This is a genomic window from Frisingicoccus sp., assembly GCF_048388605.1.
Taxonomy (GTDB): domain Bacteria; phylum Bacillota; class Clostridia; order Lachnospirales; family Lachnospiraceae; genus Frisingicoccus.
Map to the genome: position 1 here is coordinate 14,226 of NZ_DBGCTU010000038.1, position 24,584 is coordinate 38,809.

The 24,584-nt window shown below is 47.6% G+C and carries 23 protein-coding genes; 21 read left to right on the forward strand and 2 right to left on the reverse strand.

All coding sequences use genetic code 11. The features are described 5' to 3' along the window. Positions 1-357 precede the first annotated feature (357 nt). Positions 358-1,512 (forward strand): AAA family ATPase, encoded by a 1,155-nt coding sequence (locus ACMN7X_RS09715; protein ID WP_418747271.1) that lies wholly within the window; start codon positions 358-360, stop codon positions 1,510-1,512. A 9-nt stretch (positions 1,513-1,521) separates the two neighbouring features. Next, positions 1,522-2,040 (forward strand): hypothetical protein, encoded by a 519-nt coding sequence (locus tag ACMN7X_RS09720; protein ID WP_418747272.1) that lies wholly within the window; start codon positions 1,522-1,524, stop codon positions 2,038-2,040. A 244-nt stretch (positions 2,041-2,284) separates the two neighbouring features. On the opposite strand, the gene ACMN7X_RS09725 is transcribed toward ACMN7X_RS09720, so the two are convergent. Beyond that, positions 2,285-3,046, reverse strand: a complete 762-nt coding sequence (locus tag ACMN7X_RS09725; protein WP_418747273.1) for a LuxR C-terminal-related transcriptional regulator — start codon at positions 3,044-3,046, stop codon at positions 2,285-2,287. Positions 3,047-3,294: 248 nt separating this feature from the next. On the opposite strand from ACMN7X_RS09725, the gene ACMN7X_RS09730 reads away from it, so the two are divergent. From ACMN7X_RS09730 to ACMN7X_RS09800, 15 genes are all read left to right on the forward strand, one after another. Then, entirely contained in the window at positions 3,295-4,536 is a 1,242-nt protein-coding gene (locus ACMN7X_RS09730; protein WP_418747274.1) for a hypothetical protein, read from the forward strand. Between the two features lie 20 nt (positions 4,537-4,556). Further along, the gene (locus ACMN7X_RS09735; protein WP_418747275.1) at positions 4,557-5,462 is read left to right on the forward strand and encodes a carbon-nitrogen hydrolase family protein; all 906 of its coding nucleotides are present in this window, start codon (positions 4,557-4,559) and stop codon (positions 5,460-5,462) included. A 158-nt stretch (positions 5,463-5,620) separates the two neighbouring features. Continuing rightward, positions 5,621-7,060, forward strand: a complete 1,440-nt coding sequence (locus ACMN7X_RS09740; RefSeq protein WP_418747276.1) for an ethanolamine ammonia-lyase reactivating factor EutA — start codon at positions 5,621-5,623, stop codon at positions 7,058-7,060. Between the two features lie 11 nt (positions 7,061-7,071). Next, the gene (locus ACMN7X_RS09745; RefSeq protein ID WP_418747277.1) at positions 7,072-8,442 is read left to right on the forward strand and encodes an ethanolamine ammonia-lyase subunit EutB; all 1,371 of its coding nucleotides are present in this window, start codon (positions 7,072-7,074) and stop codon (positions 8,440-8,442) included. A 12-nt stretch (positions 8,443-8,454) separates the two neighbouring features. Next, positions 8,455-9,462 (forward strand): ethanolamine ammonia-lyase subunit EutC, encoded by a 1,008-nt coding sequence (eutC, locus tag ACMN7X_RS09750; RefSeq protein WP_418747278.1) that lies wholly within the window; start codon positions 8,455-8,457, stop codon positions 9,460-9,462. An 11-nt stretch (positions 9,463-9,473) separates the two neighbouring features. Then, positions 9,474-10,127, forward strand: a complete 654-nt coding sequence (gene eutL / locus ACMN7X_RS09755; protein WP_418747279.1) for an ethanolamine utilization microcompartment protein EutL — start codon at positions 9,474-9,476, stop codon at positions 10,125-10,127. 37 nt (positions 10,128-10,164) lie between these two features. Further along, entirely contained in the window at positions 10,165-11,664 is a 1,500-nt protein-coding gene (locus ACMN7X_RS09760) for an acetaldehyde dehydrogenase (acetylating) (RefSeq protein ID WP_418747280.1), read from the forward strand. A 45-nt stretch (positions 11,665-11,709) separates the two neighbouring features. Beyond that, complete coding sequence (locus ACMN7X_RS09765; protein ID WP_418463580.1) at positions 11,710-11,994, forward strand: BMC domain-containing protein; 285 nt, start codon at positions 11,710-11,712, stop codon at positions 11,992-11,994. A 39-nt stretch (positions 11,995-12,033) separates the two neighbouring features. After that, complete coding sequence (locus ACMN7X_RS09770) at positions 12,034-12,792, forward strand: hypothetical protein (RefSeq protein WP_418747281.1); 759 nt, start codon at positions 12,034-12,036, stop codon at positions 12,790-12,792. Continuing rightward, a complete protein-coding gene (pduL, locus tag ACMN7X_RS09775) occupies positions 12,789-13,715 on the forward strand; it encodes a phosphate propanoyltransferase (RefSeq protein ID WP_418747282.1) in 927 nt (308 codons plus the stop codon). Before ACMN7X_RS09770 ends, pduL begins: the two co-directional genes overlap by 4 nt. Positions 13,716-13,726: 11 nt before the next feature. Further along, a complete protein-coding gene (locus ACMN7X_RS09780) occupies positions 13,727-14,011 on the forward strand; it encodes a EutN/CcmL family microcompartment protein (RefSeq protein WP_418747283.1) in 285 nt (94 codons plus the stop codon). A 4-nt stretch (positions 14,012-14,015) separates the two neighbouring features. Continuing rightward, on the forward strand, positions 14,016-15,368 hold the full coding sequence (locus ACMN7X_RS09785; RefSeq protein ID WP_418747284.1) for a 4Fe-4S dicluster domain-containing protein: 1,353 nt from the start codon (positions 14,016-14,018) through the stop codon (positions 15,366-15,368). Further along, positions 15,365-15,919: a BMC domain-containing protein gene (locus tag ACMN7X_RS09790; protein ID WP_418747285.1), complete on the forward strand. Its 555-nt coding sequence runs from the start codon at positions 15,365-15,367 to the stop codon at positions 15,917-15,919. Before ACMN7X_RS09785 ends, ACMN7X_RS09790 begins: the two co-directional genes overlap by 4 nt. A gap of 81 nt (positions 15,920-16,000) precedes the next feature. Then, positions 16,001-16,291, forward strand: coding sequence for a BMC domain-containing protein (locus ACMN7X_RS09795; protein ID WP_418747335.1), 291 nt, complete (start codon positions 16,001-16,003; stop codon positions 16,289-16,291). A gap of 13 nt (positions 16,292-16,304) precedes the next feature. Then, positions 16,305-16,745 (forward strand): EutP/PduV family microcompartment system protein, encoded by a 441-nt coding sequence (locus ACMN7X_RS09800; protein ID WP_418747286.1) that lies wholly within the window; start codon positions 16,305-16,307, stop codon positions 16,743-16,745. Here the strand turns inward: ACMN7X_RS09800 and ACMN7X_RS09805 are convergent. Next, positions 16,705-17,604: a LysR family transcriptional regulator gene (locus ACMN7X_RS09805; protein WP_418747287.1), complete on the reverse strand. Its 900-nt coding sequence runs from the start codon at positions 17,602-17,604 to the stop codon at positions 16,705-16,707. The two genes, ACMN7X_RS09800 and ACMN7X_RS09805, sit on opposite strands and share 41 nt — an antisense overlap. Positions 17,605-17,726: 122 nt before the next feature. Between ACMN7X_RS09805 and ACMN7X_RS09810 the strand changes: the two genes are divergently transcribed. From ACMN7X_RS09810 to ACMN7X_RS09825, 4 genes are all read left to right on the forward strand, one after another. Further along, positions 17,727-19,067: an MATE family efflux transporter gene (locus tag ACMN7X_RS09810; protein WP_418747288.1), complete on the forward strand. Its 1,341-nt coding sequence runs from the start codon at positions 17,727-17,729 to the stop codon at positions 19,065-19,067. 22 nt (positions 19,068-19,089) lie between these two features. Further along, the gene (locus ACMN7X_RS09815; RefSeq protein ID WP_418747289.1) at positions 19,090-19,707 is read left to right on the forward strand and encodes an AAA family ATPase; all 618 of its coding nucleotides are present in this window, start codon (positions 19,090-19,092) and stop codon (positions 19,705-19,707) included. 188 nt (positions 19,708-19,895) lie between these two features. Continuing rightward, positions 19,896-23,948, forward strand: coding sequence for an efflux RND transporter permease subunit (locus ACMN7X_RS09820; RefSeq protein WP_418747290.1), 4,053 nt, complete (start codon positions 19,896-19,898; stop codon positions 23,946-23,948). Next, on the forward strand, positions 23,938-24,564 hold the full coding sequence (locus ACMN7X_RS09825; protein ID WP_418747291.1) for a TetR/AcrR family transcriptional regulator: 627 nt from the start codon (positions 23,938-23,940) through the stop codon (positions 24,562-24,564). The genes ACMN7X_RS09820 and ACMN7X_RS09825 overlap by 11 nt, the downstream gene beginning before the upstream one ends. Positions 24,565-24,584: the final 20 nt, after the last annotated feature.

Sequence of the window (24,584 nt, forward strand, 5' to 3'; positions counted from 1 at the left end):
TCGGGCATCCCGTATGTCAGATGCTTCGCATGGGCGCGCTGCGTCAAGCTCCGCGCGATAAGGTATAGAAAATGCCGCCGCATCCGTGATTGTATTGATCATGGGTGCGACGGTATTTTTATGTGGGTGCGCCGGGCGGCGCACATTTCTAACCGGTGCAAGTCCGGAATCTGCCCGGTAGCGGGAAGGATATAGCCGAAGGCAGGGGTGTCCATTGTGAATTGGTAGATGGTGGTGTGCAAAACAATTTCAAAAAATAAAAACAGAAAACATGTTGATAAATTCGAAAACAAGTGGTAGACTATTTCTAAGTAGAAAATAAAAACAGGAAATGTGTTTATAAATTTGGAGGCAATTATGAAACTTCTTCGTATTACAGCGGAAGGATTACCGCTTTTCAAGGAAAAACTGGATTTGAGCTTTTATGCACAACAGAGGGTGGCAGAAGAACATAAAAGTATCTTGTCCTCATTATTTTCAAATATTTATCTGAATTCAGCAAATGGATTTATTGGAATCAATGCTTCAGGAAAGACCTCTGTATTGAAGGTGATTTTGCTTGTTTTGGAATTGCTTAATAATGAGCCAATCAATCATATTGAAACCAGGGATATTTTGGGAGATTCAAAAGAAGTTAAGTTGAATATTTATTTCTTTTCCAGAAAGGCGAATGAGGTTTGCCGATTGGAAACGATTATTGCGGCTAAGAAGAGCAAATCAGAGGGAACAAGCTACAGTATTATTGCAGAAACCTTATGGACTAAGAATACTGGCGAGGTAACGACTCGTAAGGCGATGCTGGATTTTGATGGAAGAGAGCCGGCAATTATTAGAAGTAGTCAGGAAGAGTTTTTGTCCGATGATGTAAGTATTATGATTGCAAGGAATAAGAAGATGAAAGAGCAGGTTCATATTGTTAATCTTCTTAAGTTTACCAATATAAATGTTCTTCCGCTTTCCGAGGATATCCCTGCAGAGGTAATTACATTTCTTGATCCTACAATTGAGAGCCTGCATTTTGACGAGAAAGACAAGAAGCAGATTATTTATTTAAAGTTCAAAGGAAAAGAAGAAATTATTCTTAATCATCCGGTGGAACTCAATAATTATCTTTCTTCGGGTACCGTTAAAGGTATGATAACCTTCACTTTGGCACAAGAAGTATTACAAAGTGGTGGCTATATTGTTGTAGATGAAGTGGAAAACCATTTCAATAAGGAAATTGTTACAACACTGATGCGTTTCTTTATGGATAGCAAGTTGAATAAAAATGGAGGCACACTTATTTTCTCAACACATTATCCGGAACTGTTGGATGAGTATGATCGTAATGACAGCATATTCATTACCAGAAACTGTAATGGCATTACGGTAGAGAATCTGTCGAATATACTGAAAAGAAATGATATTAAAAAGAGCGATGCATATCAAAGCGGTTTCCTTGAAGGTACGACTCCAACATACGAGGCATACATGCAGCTAAAGAAAAGTATTGCTGCAGCTCTTGTTTAGGAGGTGCCTATGGAATTAGCAAGATATAAGGCGTGTATCTGTGAGGGTTCAGCTGAAAATGCTATCATGGATATACTCCTGGATCATAACCTTCTAATCTTTTCCAGAGAAGAGATGATTGAGGAGGAAGTGATTCGCTGCAGAGAAGGCAAGAAATTTGAAGAAAAGTATTTGAGAAAAGGATTTGTGGATAAGATTTCTGTAATAAGGATTCTTGATTCAAGGCGTGAAAACTTTAAGCTAAGTAAAGCATATGCCAGTAAGGTGGATGTTATAAATGTAATTACGGCACCGGAGATTGAGATGTTGATTATCTTTAATGAAGATAAATACAAGGAATTTAAAAAATCCGGAAAGAAGCCGAGTGGTTTTTGCAAAGAGGATCTGAAAATGACAGAAGTAAAGTCATATGATTTTGTGAAGGGCTATTTTAGTGATCCAACCGTTCTTGTAGCGGCGATAAAAAAGTATCATGAGATGTCGAAAGTTCAGAAGGGTGAATATACTTTGTTGGACTTGTTGCGGTAGGATATATGGGAAGGAATATGAGAAGGTGCTTGCAGTAATGTATACCCTTTCGGGCATCCCGTATGTCAGATGCTTCGCATGGGCGCGCTGCGTCAAGCTCCGCGCGATAAGGTATAGAAAATGCCAGTCATTTTTATAATGCCTATATGTGCGCGCGCACGGAAGGCGCAGCAAAAGAAAAGGGCCTTGATTTTATTCAATTCCATTAAAAATTATCGAATATGTAATTAAGAAAATAGGACTGTTAAATTCTGGAAATCAGATTTAACAGTTCTATTTTACTATTAACATGAAGCTTTTTATAGATACTGTTCGTATGTTTCTTTAAAGTACTGGCAGAAATAAAAAGGTTTTCGCATATACAGGCGTTTTGAGTCCCCTGTGCTATCAGGCGGAGTACTTCGGTCTCTCTTGGAGTGAGGTGAAACCGACTGCTCAATGCTTCTGCCTTGCGGTTGTATCGAATATCAGGATAGGAATCTTCAGCATTGAGTTCTCGATACAGGCGAAAAGAAAGATGCTTTTTTAATATTTCAAGTATATAGATTTCTCTGTCTGTGAAATCTTCCATTGTCCGCGGGCGGTAAAGAGAAACAACACCAACAAATCGATTGTTGTAGGCGAGGGACAGGATAGCTTCATAATGAATACCGAAGGGAAGATAAGCCTTTTGATAGTAATCCTGGGATTCGCGGACGCCGGGCGCAAAAAGATCAGTCATTCGATAGGCTTTATTCTGATTAGTCATAAAAATCCATTTCTTATAATCCGAGTTGCAAAGTTCGTTTTCATAGGCATGCATTCTCTCATCCGACAAGCCGATCTGAATGGCAGAATGCATATAATGTTCCGGCGTAGAAAGAAAAAATGTCAGTTTATCGCATGGAATCAGAAGACGAATCAAATCCAAAAAAGTATAGCGCATTTCATTTAAATCTGTGATACTGTTAATTTTAAAAATTAAATCATTAATAAAATTCCAATCATTATCATTTAATTTCATCATAATACCATCTCCCGGAATTAATTTTAGCATAATATGACCATATAAGACAATATTTTTTGATAATTTAAGGGAGTAAAAAATACATCTTTTGGACTATTCATAGAACCCTGAAGTGAACTTTTGGCTGAAGATATTCCCCGGGAGACTCATGAAATGGTACATAAAATCATATTTTTGCTCCATGGAAAAAAATTGTGCAAAAACATAAAATAAAGCCATGAATAAATGTTATTGGAGGAGGAGTTGTAATGAAAAAAGAGAATCGTTGGACTATGTTTTTCCCATTGGTCATCATTTGGGCTGCGGCGATTTTGTTATTCCATGGGATGTGTGCGATTGAGCCAACGCTCGCTGCATCGCCGAAATTGTTCAGCTTTGGAGACTGGCTGGCACGGTCGCAGGATGGCATACTTTATAAAGTATTTTGGACCATTGGAGACTGGACGGACTGCCAGGGTTTTCGGTCATTGCCGGGAGGCGCTGCACTGGTCCTTTCAGGGCTTATCGTTCATTTTATTCTGAAAAAAGGATGCAAAGCAAAAATGTATCCGGTGGCAGCGCCGCTGGGAGTTATGCCGCAGATCATATTGACCGGTTTTGTAGGCGTCGGACTTGCCACTGCATTGTATGGTTCCGGCCTTTCGGCAGGCTGGCTTCCGACCTTCCTGCCGTGCTGCACGATTCCGGCAGCGCTGGTTCTGACTTATGGTTCCCATTGGACAGTATGGTTGACCGGTGGCGTTATGGGATGTCTTATTCAATACCCACTTTCGGTGTTGGCGAATAATCTGGCCGGAATCATAGGAATTCCGCCGATATGTACGTTCACGATTCTGGCTGTCGGGTTCGGCGGTATCGTGATGACTGAGATTTATCGCTTTCTGCCATGGTGCCGGGCGGCGGCTAAAGATGAGAATAAGCGTGTGTTCCATCCTTATGAAACGGTAAATGCGCCGGTTCCGGAGGCGACTGTCGGATGGTATATCCGCCGCTTTCTTGCAGATTTTACCGATTTATTATTTTTTGGAAATGAATGGGTCGGCATTTGTTATATTGGGGGTCTGACGCTGTCCTGGGCTTTAAACCCGGCACATATTTGTTACGGCGTTCCCCGGTTATATCCGGCGATGCTCTGCGGCATGATGCTCGGGACAAGCCTGGCAATCTTTCTTTGGTATCCGAAATATAAAGAACTTGGGGCCTATAACACATTTTGCGTCAATGAAGTGATGGCGGTTGTTCCATTGTTTTTTGGACTGGCCGGGGAAGCAGCCACATTTAATCCAATCTTTCTTATTGTCATGGCTATTATTTCGGCCGTTATCTGTCCGCCATTTTGTGCGGCGGTCAGCGGATGGATTGGAAAATTGACGTTTAAGCGTTATGAAGGCGCTTGTGCAGGGGTTATCGCTGCGGCGCCGACACTGGGGCTCAGCATTATTTTGATCACATTGATATTTAAGGGCTTTTTAGCCGTTGGATTATTTTAATATTTAAGGAGGCGCATTTTATGGCAAAGGTAGCAGTTGTTGCAATGAATTGTAAGTTTGATAAGGCTTATAACATGGAAAAGTTTCTTCACTATATTGAAGAGGCTGCAGAGCAGGGAGTAGAGTTGATTCTCTTTCCGGAGGTTGCTCTTCAGATGTTTCCGCCGTCAATGGCGGAGGTCGATCCGGAGGCAGGGTTATATCAGCAGAGAGAAGCAGAGTTAATACCGGAAGGACCTTCAACCCAGACGCTGATCGCAAAAGCCAAGGAACATAATATGTATATTGCCTGGGGCATGGCAGAGAGAGACCCGAAACGGATTGATGTTCTCTACAACAGTTGTGTGCTCGTAGGACCGGAGGGCTATGTCGGACATTATCGAAAAGTACATAATCCGTTGACGGAGAGATTATATTATTTCCCTGGAAATGAATATAAAGTATTTGATACAAAATTAGGAAAAATCGGCATCATGATCTGTTTTGACAAAGCATTTCCGGAGGCAGCCCGTTCACTGGCGGTTCAGGGCGCGGAATTGATCCTCTGCCCGACAGCATGGCCGTCCGTGGAAAAAACAGAAGACTGTCCGTCTTTATATACTTATAATGTCTTTGACAGGGCTCGTGCGGCAGAGAACATGGTGTGGTTTGTTGGCGCCAATCATGTGGGACATTATGAAAAAGGGGACGAATGTGGTCATAGCCATATTATCGACCCATATGGAAAAGATGTATGTAACACATATTATGAAGAAGGAATGGCTGTAGCAGATATTGATATCCAGGGTGAATATATACGCGCCCGTCATTATGGAATGATGATGAGTAATCTTATTAAAGATCGTCGCCCGGATACCTATGGCGCATTGACAGAAATTAACGAATATTCGTTAATGAATGGCCTCGGCGCTGTAACTGAAAAATAAATTCATAACATAGGCACAAAAACTTGCATAAATTTCAAAAACAGGGTAAAATAGTACCATGGTATTTATGGAGTGATTAGAGCGGAAATATCCCTGACAAAGGTGTCGGAATATATTTCCGCTTTTTTTCAAAAAAGGTATGTGAGGCGGAAAAGTTCATGAGTGAAGAATCAACCATTTTAAGTGTCGGAATTGATATCGGAACTTCCACAACCCAGGTCATTTTCAGTCGGCTGACCTTTAAAAATTCAGCCGGATATTTTGCTGTGCCTCATATTGCCATTGTGAATAAAGATGTGGTTTATAAAAGCGATATTTATATGACGCCTCTGCGGAATCAATATATGATCGACGGGGAGAAAGTTCGGGATATTGTGGCCGGAGAATTCAGAAAATCGGGCTTCACCCCGGCGGATACCCAAACCGGGGCGGTCATTATCACCGGTGAGTCGGCGAGAAAAGAGAATTCGGAGATCGTGCTTCGGGAACTCAGCAATTTTGCCGGCGAATTTGTTGTGTCGACGGCGGGGCCGGATCTGGAGGCAATCATTGCCGGAAAGGGCAGCGGGGCCCGTCAATACTCCATTGATAATCAATGTACGGTGGCGAATCTGGATATCGGCGGCGGTACGACCAATGTGGTGCTCTTTGATTCGGGCGAAGTCATTGGAAAGGGCTGTGTGGATATCGGCGGACGGTTGTTGAAGGTGACGCCTGACAGCCGGGTCGAATATATCAGCGACAGTGTAAAGCGGATGTTGGATATGGACGGCATATCGCTACATATCGGGGATGAGGTCTCCTATGGAACAGTTTATCGCATCGGCGAGATCATGTCAGACCTTTTATACCAATGGCTGTGCCGGGAGGATAATCGGCTGTTGTCGGCGATCATGACGCCGGGCAGTTCGGAGTTTAAATTTGATAAATCGATTCGGGCCGTTTGTTTTTCCGGCGGTGTGGCGGATTGTATTTACCATCCGTCCGAGGGCGCCTGGGCCAGATATGGGGATATGGGTGTCGTGCTCGGCGAGGCGATCCGGGCCAGCCGGTTGTTTTCGGATTTTCGGGTGATCGAGGCGAAGGAGACGATTCGGGCGACGGTGGTCGGCGCCGGAAGTTATACGACTTCCGTGTCGGGGAGTACGATCACATATAACAGAGATGTTTTTCCGCTGAAAAATATTCCGGTATTGAAGTTGAATGAGAACGAGCAGCAGGATTGTTTCGCGGGGCAGACAGAAGGGCTTATGGAAAAGCTGAGATGGATGCAGGCGCAGAGTGATTCAAAGCAGCTGATCCTGGCGATGAAGGGAAAGAAGAATCCTTCTTATATGGAAGTAAAACGTCTGGCCGCCTGTCTGGTGTCTGCGCTGGATGCCCTTTTGCCGGAAGGCCAGCCGATGCTGATCGTTTTAGAATATGATATGGCGAAAGCCCTGGGGCAGATGATGATGCAGCTTTCAACCGGGCATCCGAGGGATGTCATTTGCATTGATTCTGTTCAGGTGGAGCAGAATGATTTTGTAGATATGGGGAAACCGCTTGTAAACGGACTGGTTATTCCGGTGGTGGTTAAAACCTTGATATTTGGATAAGGTGGTGCAGTATGGCGTACAAAACATTATTAGGCGGGCAGATTTTTACCTTTGATTCCGTGAAGGAAGTTATGGCAAAGGCAAATGAAGAAAAGTCCGGGGATATTTTAGCCGGAGTGGCAGCCACGTCCGATTTGGAAAGGATTGCCGCAAAGGAAGTGCTTTCAAATATGTTATTGAAAGATCTGAGGGAAAATCCGGCGGTTCCTTATGAAGAAGATGATGTGACCCGGTTAAATCAGGACAGTATCAATGAAGTGTTTTATAATAAGATAAAAAACTGGACTGTCAGTGATCTGCGGGAATGGATTTTGAGCTATTCCACGACAGAAAGGCAGCTTCGTGATATGTCCCATGCGCTGACCAGTGAGATGGTGGCCGGCGTTGCAAAGCTGATGACCAATCTGGATCTGATCTACGGGGCTCAGAAAATTCAGGTTCCGGCCAGATGTAATACGACCATCGGCCTGCGGGGAACGATGGCAACCCGGCTTCAGCCGAATCATACAACGGATAATGTGGAAGGAATTACAGCTTCTTTATTTGAAGGCCTGAGTTACGGCTGCGGCGATGCCTTGATCGGCCTGAATCCGGTGAATGACACCGTATCCAGTCTGGCCGAGGTGCTGCGGCGGTTCGACGAAGTGAAAAATAAATTTGAGATACCGACTCAGATCTGTGTGCTCGGTCATATAACAACTCAGATTGAGGCGGTAAAACAGGGAGCTCCCTGCGATATGATCTTCCAGTCCATTGCGGGCAGTGAAAAAGGCAATAAAGCTTTTGGTTTTACAACGGATACGATTCGGGAGGCAAAAGCCCTGCTGAAAAAGCAGGGAACGGCAGTGGGACCGAATGTCATGTATTTTGAAACAGGGCAGGGTTCAGAGCTTTCCTCCGATGCCCATTTCGGCGCGGATCAGGTGACGATGGAAGCCCGTTGTTATGGTTACGCCAGAGAGTTTGCTCCGTTTATGGTCAATACGGTTGTCGGATTTATCGGACCGGAATATCTTTATGACAGTAAACAGGTCATCCGGGCCGGGCTTGAGGACCATTTTATGGCGAAGCTTTCCGGTGTGCCGATGGGCTGTGACTGCTGTTATACGAATCATATGCAGGCGGATCAAAATGATATTGAAAACCTCGCCCTGCTTCTCGGAGCAGCCGGCGTGAATTACATATTAGGCGTACCGAGCAGTGATGACATTATGCTGAACTATCAGACAAATGCCTATCATGATGTGAATGCGGTGCGGGAAACTTTAGGAAAACGTCCGATCAGAGAATTTGAGATCTGGTTGGAGAAAATGGGAATCATGGAAAATGGGCGTTTGACAGAAAGGGCAGGCGATCCAACCATTTTCCTGAGCAGAAAATAGGGGAGGATGCCAATGTTAACACAAAGTCAGATTGATGCCATTGCCGAGGCGGTCATTCAGAGCATGAAGCCGGCGCCGGCCCCGAATACAGAAAACAGTGCGGGAGCCGCCGCGGGAAATCCTTCGATGCGGCGGGGAGCAGACCTGAAAAAGGACAAGCCGGTGGAAGCTTCCGAAGTTGTCCCGCTGGGCGCGTCGTTTATGATGGAAAAATCCACGGCGGGATCGGACTCGAAAAAAAGAAGTCCGGCAAATGAAGATGGGTTAGTGGACATTACATCTCCGGAGGTCAAGGCTGTTCCGCTGCTTGATCATATTGAGGACAGGGAAGGCCTGGAGCGAATGATGTCCCGGACACCGGCCCGGATCGGCGTCGGAAACTGCGGTCCGAGATTAAAAACAAAAACAATGCTGACTCTTCGGGCCGACCATGCGGCGGCCAGAGATGCGGTCTTTATGGATGTGAGCCAGGAACTTTTGGACAGGCTTGGCCTTTTCACCGTGGAAACTCAGTGCGTGGATAAGACCCAGTTCCTGACCCGGCCGGATCTTGGGCGGATTTTTCCGCCGGAGGGGCTGGAAACGATTAAATCCAAATGCGCCCATGATGTGGATGTGCAGATTTATGCTTCGGATGGTTTGTCCTCCACGGCGGTGGAAGCAAATCTTGAAAATATATTGCCGATCATCACCGATGGCCTGAAGGCCAGAGGACTGAAAGTCGGAACGCCGTTTTTTGTGAAAAACGGCCGGGTGGCGGCGATGGACCAGATTTCGGAGGCACTGAATGCCACGGTAACCTGTGTGCTTTTAGGCGAGCGCCCGGGGCTGGCAACAGCGGAAAGTATGAGCGCCTATATCGCCTATAAGGCGACGGTGGGAATGCCGGAGGCCCGGCGGACGGTTGTTTCCAATATCCATTCGAGAGGTATTCCGGCGGTGGAAGCCGGGGCTTATATCGTGGATGTTATTCAGAAAATTCTGGAAGCCAGGGCCAGCGGAGTTGAACTGAAAAAATAGGAGGGCCTCATATGAAACATGATAAAATAAAGACGACGGTCCTCAGTGTAAAGATGATCCCGAATGCGGATTTAATGCTGAGAGAGGCGTTGAATCTGCGGGAGGATGAGCGGAGCCTGGGGCTGATCACGACAGATTGTGATGATGTTTCCTATGCGGCGCTGGATGAGGCAACAAAAAAGGCGGAGGTCCGGGTGGCCTACGCCCGGAGTATGTATGCGGGTGCGGCCAATGCCAGTACAAAGCTGGCCGGAGAATTTATCGGTATTCTGGCCGGCAGAAATCCGGCGGAAGTGCGGAGCGGCCTGGATGCGGCGATTCAGTATATTGAGCGGGACGCCTGTTTTTATAGTGCCAATGAGGATGATTCGATCGTCTATTTTGCCCACTGTATTTCCAGAACAGGCAGTTATCTGTCCGAAGCGGCCGGTGTCCGGGAGGGAACGGCGATGGCCTATCTGATCGCGCCCCCGCTGGAGGCGATGGTCGGTCTGGATGCGGCTTTGAAAGCTGCCCAGGTGGAATTGAAAGTGTTTTATGGGCCGCCGTCGGAGACAAATTTTGCCGGAGGGCTGCTCACGGGGGAACAGGCTGCCTGTAAAGCCGCCTGTGAAGCCTTTGCGGAAAGTGTCAATAATATTGCGGATCATCCGCTGATTTATTAATTTAATTTATAGAAATAATCGGGAAAGGAGAATATATATGGGACTTGATATGGACCTGCAGTCAATCCAGGAAGTCAGGGATTTGATTCGGGATGCAAAAAAAGCCCAGGAAGTTTTCGGAACTTTTGACCAGCAGAGAGTTGATGGAATCGTCAAAGCGATTGCGGAAGCCTGTGCGGCGAATGCGGAGCGGCTGGCTAAAATGGCTGTCGAGGAGACCGGGTTTGGTGTCTGGCAGGATAAGGTGCTGAAGAATCTTCTTGGCAGTACCATTACATATGAATCTATCAAAGACATGAAAACTGTTGGTGTGATTCGGGAGGACGGCGCGAAGGGAATTATGGAAGTCGGTGTTCCTATGGGAGTGATCGCCGCATTGATCCCATCGACAAATCCAACCTCCACGGTAATGTACAAAACATTAATATCATTAAAGGCGGGCAATGCCATTGTGATCAGCCCTCATCCGGGTGCAAAGAATTGTATTCTGGAGACGGTAAATGTGATTCAGGAGGCGGCCAGAAAGGCCGGAGCGCCGGAAGGCCTGATCGGGGTCATACGTTTGACAACGATGGAGGCCACGGATGCGCTTCTGCAGGACAGAAACATTGGCGTTATTCTGGCTACCGGCGGTGAAGCCATGGTTCATGCCGCTTACAGCTCAGGCAATCCGGCCATCGGCGTCGGGCCGGGCAACGGTCCTTCCTTTATTGAGCGGACAGCCAATATACCGGAAGCAGTTCGCCGGATTTTTGACAGTAAAACCTTCGATAATGGAACCATTTGCGCTTCGGAACAGTCTATTGTGACAGAGAGATGTATCGAAGCCCAGGTTGTCGAGGAAGTGAAACGGCAGGGCGGTTATTTTATGGATGAAGCCCAGTCAGAGAAAGTTGCAAAGTTTATTCTGAGAGATAATGGAACGATGAATCCGAAGATTGTCGGAAAATCGGCCCAGGCGATTGCGGATATGGCGGGAATTCAGATCCCGGCGGGAACAAGGGTGCTTTTATCCAGACAGACAGAAGTATCCAAAAAGAATCCGTATACCCGTGAGAAACTTTGCCCGCTCTTAGCCTTCTTTGTGGAAGAAGGCTGGCAGGAAGCCTGCGAGCGGAGTATTCAGATCCTTCAGAATGAGGGCGCCGGTCATACGATGACAATTCATTCCGAGGATACGGATGTTATTCGGGAATTTGCCTTAAAGAAACCGGTATCCCGGCTGCTTGTAAATACGCCGGGCGCTTTAGGCGGCGTCGGAGGAACGACCAATCTTGCTCCGGCATTGACACTGGGCTGCGGCGCGGTCGGCGGCAGCGCCACATCGGATAATATCACGCCGATGAATCTGATCAATATCCGCCGGGTTGCCTGCGGAGTTACTGAGCTTTCAGATATCCGAAAGAAATATCATGTTCCGGTTCCGGAACAGGCGGCATGCTGCCGGACAGCGGGAAGTGCCGTTCCGGCCGGTGGACTTACCGCGGAGGATGTGGAAGCGATCACCCGGGCGGTATTGGCAAAATTAAGAGGTTAATAATAAAAAATATAAAAGGATTTTAAAACAAGGAGGATAAATATTATGGCAGATGTAGTACAGGCTTTAGGAATGATTGAAACAAAAGGTTTGGTTGGCGCAATTGAAGCAGCCGATGCGATGGTAAAAGCAGCAAACGTTACATTGATTGGTAAAGTGCATGTCGGCGGCGGACTTGTTACGGTTATGGTTCGCGGCGATGTCGGCGCAGTTAAGGCAGCAACAGATGCAGGTGCGGCAGCAGCAGCCAATGTGGGTGAATTGATCAGTGTTCATGTAATTCCGCGTCCGCATGAAGAAGTTGAATACATCCTTCCTACTTTAAAATAAAACAGACAGGTTTGGATGGATTAAAGAAGAGGTTTGGTTATGAAAATTTTAACAGAAACCATGCTGAGAGCCGCTGCGCTTGCAGAAAGTACAACCGAATATCGCGTTGAACCGGATGTGTTTGTGACGCCGCTTGCCAAAGAATATCTCCGGGACAGAGGGATTTCTCTGGTAATTATGGAAAGTCAGCCGGCGGTGATGACCAGAACACCTCTTCCCGGCCATGGCCAACGTACATATATTGACGCTGAGACGGGGGCAGGCTACGGTGAAAAGCCGGAGTATATGACCCATTTGCGGGGAAACCTTCTGGTGCCGAAAACCCATCCCCGGATTGAATTCCGGGGGCAGCTGGATACGCTTCAGGCAGAAATCATCTGTCTTCAGGCGGAGGCCTGCGCGCAGAAGCAGGAAAGGCTGGTGACGGATCTGGGCGATATTCTGTATGGAACCCGGTGTGTTTTGGGCGCCGAAGTGAAAGAAGAACCGTTACAGCCGATGCGGATTCTCGGCATGACGGATAAAGAGCTGCGGGAACATTCCCACAACGTAAAAAAATATTTCGGAATGGATCATCCGATCCCGGATTACACCATGGGCCGGATGGCGGCGGATTTAAACCGCCTCCGGACAAAGGTGCGGGAAACAGAGCTCTCCGCGGCCCATGCCTTTATGACGGCAGACGGCGTTGTGGAGCGCCCGGATATTATACAGCATCTGAATCGTCTGAGCAGCGGTGTCTATATTGTATTTTGCCGATGGCTGGCAGGTTATTATGAGGGAGGCAGAAAGTCATGAGTGCAGAGAGAAAGAAAATTTTAATCGAAGCCTCCGGCTGCCATGTTCATTTAACCCAGGCTGCCATTGAAACACTTTTCGGGCCGGGGGCCGTTTTGAAAAAACGACGGGATTTATCCCAACCCGGGGAGTATTTAAGCGAACAGAGAGTGAAACTGGTAACCAAAGACGGCTGTGTGGAAAATGTTGCTGTTCTCGGGCCGCCGAGGGGTGCTGTTCAGGTCGAATTGTCCAAGACGGACTGTCGGAAGCTGGGCTTGACGGCCCCGGTGAATTTGTCGGGAAATCTCGATGGGGCGTCCGATGTGATGATCATCGGTTCCCATGGTGAACTGAAGGCCAGCGGAAGCGTGATCGTGGCGCGCAATCATATTCATATGCGTCCTCAGGATGCGGAGGCCTACGGCGTTCACGACGGTGACAGAGTCCGGGTGGAAGTAGAAAGTGACCGAAAGGTTATTTTTGAAGATGTACCGATTCGGGTCAATGAGAAGTTTGCTCCGGCAATGCATATTGATTTTGATGAGGCCAATGCCTGTGGGTACCGGGTGGGTACTGAAGCATTTATTCTGTATGGCACGCCGTGTGACGGTAAGGGGGTGTCAGCAATGGATATGGAACAATTAATTAATGAAGTAGTGAAAAATGTCTGTGCCGTATTAAGTGAGGAACAGCAGAAAAGGAGCTGCAGCCGGACCGGCAGCAGTGCGGCGGTATGTTCCGACGGCGGGACAAAAGCCTCTGTTTCGGAAACCGGGCATTCAGGAAATATTATCCATGAAAAGCTGGTAACGGAGAAGCTGGCGAAGGAACTGGTGAATGATTGTGCCTGCGGAACGCTGCGTTTTGCAAAGGGCGTTATCATCACACCGGCCGCAAAGGATATCTTTAAGGCCGAACATAAACAGATAGAAATCGTTTAAGGGGGGCTTATATGCTGATCTGCAGAGTAATCGGACACGTATGGGCAACTAAAAAACAGGATGCCTTAAACGGACAGAAACTTATGATTGTAAAAGAGACAGAGACAGCCCAGGGAAAAGGGGATGTGTTTGTCGCCGCGGATATGGTCGGCGCCGGCGTGGGCGAAGATGTGCTTGTTGTTACGGGCAGCACGGCCAGGCGGGCCGCCGGAAAAGAAGGTGTTCCGGTGGACAGCGCAATTGTAGGTATTATAGATTCTATGGAAATCATGAAAGAAAACAGGAACAGGAAGTGAATCCATGGACTTATTGAATTGTATTAAAGAGGCGGGCATCGTCGGCTGCGGCGGTGCCGGTTTTCCTACCCATGTTAAGTATGCCGGCGGGCCGGTGGAATATCTGATCATCAACGGAGCTGAGTGCGAACCTTTGCTGCGCACGGACAGATATATTATGAAGCATCTGGGTTACCGGGTGGTTTCGGCGGTGGAAGCTGTCGGAGAGATGCTCGGTGCAAAGGAATGCCGGCTTGCTCTTAAAAAGACATATACAGAGGAAATCAAGGCTTTGGAAAAGGTATTAAAGGAGCGCGGCTCGAAAGTGAAGCTGGCGAAAATGGACAGCTTCTATCCGGCCGGAGATGAGCAGACCATGGTTTATGAGGTGACGGGGCGGATTGTTCCGCCGGCGGGAATCCCTCTGGATGTGGGCTGTGTGGTTTCCAATGTGGCAACAATGCTTGGTATCAGCGATGCCATGGAAGGCAAAAGCTTTACAAAAAAATATTTGACGGTCACAGGCGAGGTGAATCAGCCGACAGTGCTGCATGTGCCGGTGGGAACATCCTTTGACACATGTATTGCTCTGGCCGGAGGTACTCGGAAATCCAGATATTTTGTCGTATCCGGCGGACCGATGATGGGTGCGCGGATGACGATGGAGGAAGCGAAAACGGCGGTGGTGACCAAAACAACTTCCGGTATTCTTATACTTCCGGAGGATGGAAGCATTGCGCAGAAAACGCAGATTTCTCTGCAGCATATGCTTAATCGTGCCCGGTCCGCCTGTATTCAGTGCAGCTACTGTACTCAGATGTGTCCGAGACATTTGATCGGCCATCCGCTCCAGCCCCATAAGATCATGCGAAAACTTGCCATGTCGGGCGATGTGACGAAAATTTTAAATGACAAGGATGTGCGGAACGCGGCGATTTGCTGCGAGTGCGGTATCTGTGAAGAATATGCCTGTCCGATGGGCTTACAGCCAAAACGGGTAAATCAGGTGCTCAAAGGTGCACTTCGGGAGGCCGGTATCCGTTATTCGAGAGAAACGGATGTCTATAAGGCGGATCCTAACCGGGAAGGCCGGAAAATTCCGGCAGGCCGGGTGGCAGCCCGTGTGGGTGTGATGCCATGGTATGATCTAAAGATCGATACCTGCGTTGAGGGAACGCCGGACAGAGTAGAAATCCCTGTCAGCATGCACATCGGCGCACCGTCGGAGGCGGTTGTTAAAACCGGCGATATGGTGACAGAAGGACAGTTGATCGCACGTATTCCGGAAGGCGCTATGGGCGCAAATATCCATGCCAGCATTTCCGGAAAGGTGGTTTCCGTTGGAAAACGGATCATCATTGAAAGGACGGGTAGATGACGATGATTGAGACGGTAGGTTTTCTTGAACTGAACAGTATTGCAAAGGGTGTGGAGGCTGCCGATGCCATTTTAAAGGCGGCACAGGTGGAATTATCCTTTGCAAAACCGGTATGTCCGGGAAAATACAGTATATTATTTACGGGGGAGGTTGCGGCGGTCAAGGCTTCCCTGGATGCCGGAATGGCTGTCGGAGAAAGCCATGTGGTGGATTCGACGGTGATTCCGAGAGTTCATCCCCAGGTGATCGATGCTATTAATCAGGCAACGGATTTTCATGGCAAAGGCGCCATCGGTGTGATGGAATTTTACAGTATTACAGCGGCTGTTTACGGCGCCGATGCGGCGGTCAAAGCGGCTAATGTGACCCTGCTCGACGTGCGTCTCGGCATGGGCCTTGGCGGTAAATCCTTCGTGGTTATGACCGGGGATGTGGCTTCAGTCAAGGCTTCCGTGGAAGCGGGCAGCGAGGAAGGAAAGAATAATGGCTTACTTGTTTCCAGCGTGGTGATTCCAAGTCCGCGGCCGGAAATTTTTGAAAGTCTGATGTAATCCGAGGTGAACAGCGTGGAAAATGTTTTTGAAGATAAACAAAGGGTTATTCAGGAATACGTGCCCGGTAAGCAGACGACCATGGCTCATCTGATCGCCAACCCGGAAGAGGATCTATATACAAAACTGGGGGTTATCACAGAGAAACGGGGAGCCCTGGGAATTATGACGATCACGCCGAGTGAAGCAGCGATTATCGGCGCCGATGTGGCGACGAAGGCGGCGGCGGTAGATATTGTGTTTGTGGACCGTTTCAGCGGTTCACTGGTGATCTGCGGCGACGTATCCAGCGTGGAGGCGGCATTGATCGCGGTGAATGATACGCTGGCCGATGTTCTCGGATTTAGTCCGGCCAAAATAACCCGCACCTGATGGGAGGAAAAAAATGAAAAAATTAATGCTCATTGGGAAGGTGTCCTGCGGAAAAACGACGCTGTGCCAGTATTTGACAAATCAGGCTATCAGTTATAAAAAAACACAGGCCCTGGAGGTGACGGACAATATTATTGATACGCCGGGAGAGTATGTGGAGCGGCGCCAGTTTTATCAGGCATTGTCCGTGACGGCGCTGGGGGCCGATGTGGTGCTCCTCTTGCAGGATCCGACGGATATGACTTTCACCCTTCCGCCGGGGCTTCAGGCCATGTTTCAGAAACCATTGATCGGCGTGATTACAAAAAGTGATCTGATTAAGGATGAGGCGCAGCTGACTCGGGCAGAAAAAAGTCTGACGCTGGCCGGCGCCCGTCCTATTTTTAAAATTTGCAGTCTGAACGGCGAGGGAATTAAGGAACTTGTCGATTATCTGACAGAAGATATTGAATAAAGGCTTCTCCGATAAGGGAAAGGGAGGCCTTTTTCTTTTTTATCAGGCAGATTTCACGGCGGGGAATATTTTTTTCCAAAGTAAGCCTGAAAATTTCTCCCCGTGACAGGGCATCTTCGGCAAAGGGTTCGGGCACCATGCCGATGCCCAGTCCGCTGCGGATGACCGGGACAATCAGATCGCTGGTAGCCAGTTCGATATCCGGTTCGGGGGCGAGATTGCTGCTGTGAAAAAAATCATTGAAGAACTGGCGGGTCAGCGTTCCTTTTTCCATGGAAACCAGGGGATAATTCATCAGTTCTTTCAGGGTGACGGTGCGTCCGTCCAGCTCGGAGAAGGCTTTTCCGGCAATCATAATGTCCTGAAAGTCCGTCAGAGAGGTGACGGATAAATCCTCATGTTTATAGCCCTTATTGAGGACAAGAACAGCGAAATCAATATGACCGCTTAATATTTCCTGAAGCATTTCCGGGGTATTGGAATTGAAAAGCTTCAAACGGATGCCGGGATGATCCTTGCGAAAATCAGTGAGGATCGGAATCAGATAATGATGCAGGGTTGTTTCGCTGGCGCCGATGGCGATCAGTCCCTCCGAAAAGTTTTTTGCCGCTTCGAGGCTGGCTTCCGCCTGAAAGATGGTTTCGCAGGCCGCGGCGATCGAGGCATAAAATTTTTCACCTTCCGGCGTGAAGCGGACCCCTTTTTGAGAGCGTATAAATAGGGAACAGCCAAGCTCCCGTTCCAGGGAGCGGATGGCGTGGGTGACGGAGGGCTGAGTGACATAGAGGGCCTTGGCGGCGGCGGTGATATTCTGATATTTTCCTACATAATAAAAGGTACGATAAAAGTCAAAATTCATGAAGGGCATCCTTTCCATAAATGATATTAATAGACAATATAAAATTCATTGATTTTATTTATCAAATATTTTATAGTATAATTCCATTCGGAAATAAAAGCAATAAGGGAAGGATGAAAAACATGATAAAAGATTTGACTGAAGGAAATCCTCAAAAGGTACTTTGGCAGTTCACCATTCCGATGTTTATCAGCGTGGTGTTTCAGCAGTTGTATAATATTGCAGACAGTGTTATTGCGGGAAAGTTCGCCGGAGAGAACGCTTTGGCGGCGGTCGGCGCCTCTTATCCGATCACCATGATTTTTATGGCGATCGCCGTGGGAAGTAATGTGGGCTGCGCCGTTGTGATCTCTCAGTTTTTTGGCGCCAAAGAATATGGAAGGATGAAAACAGCCGTGTTTACGACCCTGTTGTCCTCTTTTGTTTTGTCCGTTATCCTCATGGCTGCCGGACTTTTAGGAACCCGGGGATTAATGCGGATGATACATACACCGGAAAATATTTTTTCGGATGGCGCGTTGTATCTGAGAATTTATATCGGCGGCTTTCTTTTCCTGTTTTTATATAATGTTGCTACCGGTATATTCACTTCACTGGGGGATTCGAAGACGCCGCTGTATTTTCTGATCGGCTCTTCACTTGGAAACATTGCCCTGGACACCTGGTTTGTTGCCGGCTTTCACTGGGGAGTGGCCGGGGTGGCCTGGGCGACCTTTATAGCCCAGGGAATTGCCTGTGTACTGGCTCTTTTAACTCTGATAAAACGGCTCCGGACTGTGAAAACGAAAGAAAAGTATGATATTTTTTCTTTTGTGATGCTGAAAAAAATCAGTTTGATCGCTGTTCCGAGTATTTTACAGCAAAGTTTTGTGTCGGTGGGGAATATTTTTATTCAGAGCCTGGTGAATTCTTTTGGCTCCTCCGTTATCGCCGGATACTCGGCGGCCATTAAGCTGAATACTTTTTCAATCACCTGTTTTTCAACTCTCGGAAACGGTGTGTCCAGTTTTACGGCCCAGAATCTGGGAGCGGGAAGGGTGGACAGGGCAAAAAAAGGATTGCGTGCCGGAGTTCAGATGGGACTTCTGACAGCGATACCTTTTTTCATTGCCTTCTTTATTTTTGGCCAGAATATGGTACAATTATTTATGAGCGATGATGCGTCTGCAGTGGCATTCAACACAGGGATCACCTTTCTGAAAATTGTATCTCCCTTTTATTTTGTCATTTCCATTAAGCTTGTGGTTGACGGAATGCTCCGGGGAGCAGGTGCGATGTTTTCCTTTATGGTCGCCACCTTTACGGATTTGGTTTTAAGGGTTATATTATCCTACATATTGGCAGCGGCTTTCGGGGCAACGGGAATCTGGCTGTCCTGGCCGATCGGCTGGTTCATTGCCACGGTACTGTCCGTCTTCTTTTACTGGCGCGGTAAATGGGCAGATAAATTCAGAGCAGAGTAATAAACGGAAGGAGAGCTTTGGTATGGCGGAAAAAGTGATTATTTGTATTGGACGGGAGTATGGCAGCGGCGGCCGGGAGATTGGCGAAAAGCTGTCGGAAAAACTTGGAATTCCGTGTTATGACAAGGTGTTGTTAAAGCAGACGGCCATTGATTCCGGTCTGGCCCAGTCTCTGTTTGAAAATGCAGATGAAAAACGTACCAGCTGGCTTTTAAACGGCTTCTGCTCCGGTAATCCGACGGCGGATGCGGCGATGATCACATCGATGGATTATCTGACAAATGACAGCCTGTTTATGATGCAGAGCCGGACGATTCGCAAGCTGGCATCGGAGGGGTCCTGCATTTTTATCGGACGGTGTGCGGAATCTGTTCTTGAAAATTTTGAAGGAGTGATTTCCGTCTTTATTCATGCGGATAAGGATGACCGGGTAGAACGGATTATGAAACGCCAGAATATTGACAGAAAACGGGCTGAAAGTTTAATGAATAAAATCGATAAACGCCGTGCGGGTTATCATAATTATTACAGCGAGTCCAAATGGGGGCGGAGCGCATCTTACGATATGTCCATTTCCAGTTCCAGATTTGGCATTGAGGGCACCGTGAATATGATCGCAGAGGCTGTGAAATATAACTGAATATGAGTAGATTAAAATGCAGAGTCTTAATCAATGATTAAAACTCTGCATTTTTTATGTACAAAAAATTAAAATTTGAAAAAAGGTTGTGTTCTTCAAGCGACGATGATATAATCGAATACAAATTCCGACCGACTGGTCGGACGGAAAAAGACAGCCAAAAGCGAGCAGCAAAAGGAGGACAAAAAATGCCGCGATTTAGTGTAAAAAAACCTTATACGGTTGTAGTGGGAGTTATCATCGTCATTATCCTCGGCTTTGTAGCCTTTACGAAGTTGTCAACGGATTTGTTGCCGAGTATGAATCTTCCCTATGCGATCGTAATGACCACCTATCAGGGCGCCAGCCCGGAGCAGGTGGAAACGGTGGTGACGGGGCCGATTGAGTCATCGATGGCGACGGTCAGCAATATTAAGCATATAAGTTCCACCTCCAGCGAGAATTATTCTCTGGTCATTCTTGAATTCAACACGGATGCAAATATGGATTCGGTGACAATTGAGATGCGGGAAAGTCTGGACTTGATTGAATCCTACTGGCCGGATGAAGTCGGAACGCCGATCATTATGAAATTGAATCCGGATATGATGCCGGTAATGATGGCGGCTGTTTCCGGCGATGGAATGACCACAGAGGAAGTCAGCAAAATTTATAATGATAAGGTCAGTTCGGATATTAACAGTATGGACGGTGTGGCGTCCGTGTCTGCTTCAGGTCTGATCGAGTCTTCGGTTCAGGTGCTTCTGGATGAAGAGAAGCTGGCCGATTTAAATGACCGGCTTACAGGAAAGATCAATGAAAAATTTGATGAAGCCCAGGGAGAATTGGATTCGGCGAGATCAGAGCTAGAGAATGGAAAGAGTCAGCTTGAAAGCGGCAAGAAAACGGCGGCAGAGCAGATGGCCGGAGCTGAAAGCCAGATATCTTCCGCCCAGTCGGAGCTGGCCAAAGGCGAAAATGAAATCGCCATCCAAAAGGCCCAGCTGGCAGATAAGGAAGCGGAATTACTCCAGATGGAAGGTATACTGACAAAAGCAGAGGAGGAATATCAAAGTCTGCTTGCCCAGGAAAGTGAGTTAAATGCCCTGGCAGAGCAGTACGCTTCTCAGGCTTCGGAACTGGCTGCGAAAAAGGCAGCGCTGGAGGCGGAGAAAGCGGCCCTTGAATCGGAGGAGGGTCAGGCGGCTTATGCGGAACTGGCCAATACATTGAACACTTTGCAGGCCTCCATTGAGGAACTTGAAAAACAGGAAAATATTTCAGAGGAAGATAAAGTCAGACTGGAAACCTTAAAGGCTCGATTGACGGAGGTTCAGACCCGGATATCGGAGATTGATGCCCGAAAAGAACAGATTCCGGCAGAATTGGCCCAGTTGGATGCGTCCATCGCTGAATTTACCAGTGCTTCCGGCGATGTGTCGGCAAAGCTGGCAGAGCTGGCTGTTTTGAAAGCAACTTTTGAATCTCAGAAGGAGTCTCTGGATGAACTGCGGACTCAGATCGCTGCGGGCAAAGCGGCGATCGAACAGGGCAAGGCTGCTATTGCGCAGGCCGAATCGGAGGTGGCGTCCGGCAAAAAGACGCTTTCTCAGGCGGCCTCTGAGTTAAGTAAAAATAAGGCGTTGGCGACCGTGGAAATGAGTACGGCGGACGCTAAGATCGCCCTGGGCGAAACCCAGCTTGAGGAAGCTCAGAATCAGCTGAATGAAACAAGAGATTCCACCCTGGACAGCTCGGATATCCGGAAAATTTTGACCATTGATATGGTTAAGGGAATTCTGACAGCCCAGAATTTCTCCATGCCGGCCGGTTATGTAACGGAAGACGGCCGGGATTATATGGTGCGCGTCGGGGATAAGCTTGGCAGTATCGAGGATATTGAAAATCTTGTGCTGATGGATTTATCGGAACAGGGACTGGAAACGGTTTATCTGAAGGATGTGGCGGATGTAGCCATTGTTGATAACAGTTCGGAAGTTTATGCGAAGATGAATGGAGCGCCGGGAATTTTGATCTCTGTGGAAAAACAGAATGGGTATTCTACAGCGGATGTGGCCCGCCGGGTGCGCGAATACATGGCTTCGGATAAGGTGGCTGAATATGGCCTTGAAATGACGCCGTTAATGGATCAGGGAATTTATATTGATATGGTGATCGAATCTGTATTGAGCAATTTGATCATCGGAGCCATTCTGGCGATCATCGTCCTTTTCCTGTTCTTAAAAGATATAAAACCAACCTTTATCGTGGCGGTTTCTATTCCGGTCAGCGTTCTTTTTGCCATCGTGCTGATGTATTTTACCGGGGTAACGATGAATATCATTTCTCTTTCCGGTCTGGCCCTCGGCGTTGGTATGCTGGTGGATAACTCTATTGTTGTTATTGAAAATATTTACCGGCTGCGCGGGGAAGGACTGCCGGTGAAAAAGGCGGCGATCCAGGGGGCAAAACAGGTTATGGGAGCAATTATCGCGTCCACCCTGACAACGATATGTATCTGGGCGCCTATCGTATTTACAGAGGGTATTACGCGGCAGCTGTTTGTCGATTTAGTGCTGACTATTGCCTATTCGCTGCTGGCCAGCCTCGTGGTAGCTTTGACGGTAGTTCCGATGCTGTCCTCCAAAATGCTGAAAAAGAATACAAACAAGCAGTTTGCCTTCTTCGATAAGGCCTTGGATAAGTATGAAACGGCTCTGCGCTGGTCATTAAAGCATAAGGCGGTTTTATTGATCGCGGTTTTTGCCCTTCTTGTGGGAAGTATGGCAGGAATTCTTTCACGGGGCATGGAGTTTATGGGAACAACGGATTCACCGCAGATTTCTGTCAGTGTGGCGCTGGATGATGAAACGACCTTTGATGAAGCCGTGGAGGTTTCTGATGAAATTATGACGCGCATACAGACATTGGATGATGTGGATGATGTCGGAGCAATGCTCGGTTCCGGCCTGAGTATGATGTCTTCCATGGGAACGACGGCGACAGATTCCATTTCCATGTATGTTATTTTGAAAGATGATCGGAGCATGACCAGCAACGAGGTGGCTGCGGAGATTGAAAAAATGACGGCCGATATGGACTGTGAAGTGACAGCCAGCGGTTCCACCATGGATATGTCTGCCCTGGGCGGAGCAGGGATCAGTGTAATGATTAAAGGGAAGGATCTGGATGTCCTGCAGGAAATCGCATCGGATTATGCCGGAATACTGGAAAATATCGAGGGCACGGTGGATGTTTCGGACGGCCAGGAAAATCCGTCGCCGGAACTTCGTGTCACCGTCAACAAGAAGGAGGCTATGCTTCATAATCTGACGGTAGCCCAGGTGTATCAGCAGGTAGCGGCAGTGGTCGCTTCGGCGACATCGACGGCAACGTTGTCCACGGATACGGAGGATTACAGTATTTATGTCCGGGATGAGGCAAATGAAAATATGACGCGCCAGGATGTGCGCAATCTTAAATTGACTTCAACCAACCAGGCAGGGGAGGAAGAGAAAGTTGCCCTGTCGGATATTGCGGAAATCTCAGAGCGCACAGGCCTGTCTGCTGTCAACAGGGATGGGCAGCAGCGTTATATCAGTGTAAGCAGCGGTGTGGATGATGCTCATAATACGACCCTCGTGGCGGATGAATTCAAGAAAGCCGTGGAGGACTATGAACTTCCGGAAGGATATTCCGTGGAATTTTCCGGAGAAACAGAATCCATTAATGAGGCGATGGGACAGCTGCTGCAGCTTTTGGGCCTTGGAATTGTCATTATGTATCTGATCATGGTGGCCCAGTTCCAGAATCTGCTCTCGCCGTTTATCGTTATGTTTACCGTGCCTCTGGCCTTTACCGGAGGATTTCTCGGACTGCTGCTGACAGGCAATATTCTGAGTGTCATTGCCATGGTTGGATTTGTTATGCTCTGCGGTATTATCGTCAATAACGGTATTGTCTTTATTGATTATACGAATCAGCTCCGGCAGGAAGGAGTGTCAAAGATTGAGGCGCTTGTTGAGACAGGGCGGACACGTATGCGTCCGATCCTCATGACTGCACTGACAACGATTCTTGCCATGTCCACGATGGCTCTCGGGTTTGGCGATGGAAGCGATATGGTTCAGCCGATGGCGATCGTAACGATCGGCGGTATGATTTATGGAACCTGCCTGACCTTGTTTGTCGTACCGGTCATTTACGATATATTTAACCGAAAAGAAATTATTCCGGCGGAGGAAGTGAGCGATGAGTTGTAATAAAGATAATTATCCGAAGGCGATTGCCGTCTGCGAGGCCGTATTGCGGCTTATGAGGGATAAAAGGGATATTACTGCCATGACAGTTTCGGAGATAGCCAGAGAGGCGGGGATCGGGAAGGGAACGACCTATGATTATTTTTCTTCGAAAGAAGAAATTATCGCAAAATCCCTGATCTATGGCTATCGAAAGCTGATCGATACGGCAGTAGAGCAGATGAAAAGCTGTGAAACTTTAAAAGAAAAACTGTATTCCCTCCAAAATTTGGCGGAATGTTCGGAAAGTATCAATTCTTTTATGGAAATGCTGGAAAAGCTTGCTAAAAAATGGGATAAAATGCAGGATTATATTGTTACAGCTTTTGAATATGACAGAATTCATATCGCATATGTGGAGAAGCTGATGGATGATCTGATAGATGCCGCCCATAAAGAGCGGCTTATCAGTGAGGGTACGGATGAAGACTATGTAAAGTATGTTTTTGTCTCGGCTGTCCAGAATATTGTCGGGCCGCTCCGCCGCATTATGGCTAAGGAAAATGTGGTTAGTAAAGAAAAATGGATGGACTATCTTTATCAGATGATAGTGGCATCGCTGGCTTATTCCGGGAGATAAACCGTTTCCTTTTCAAATGC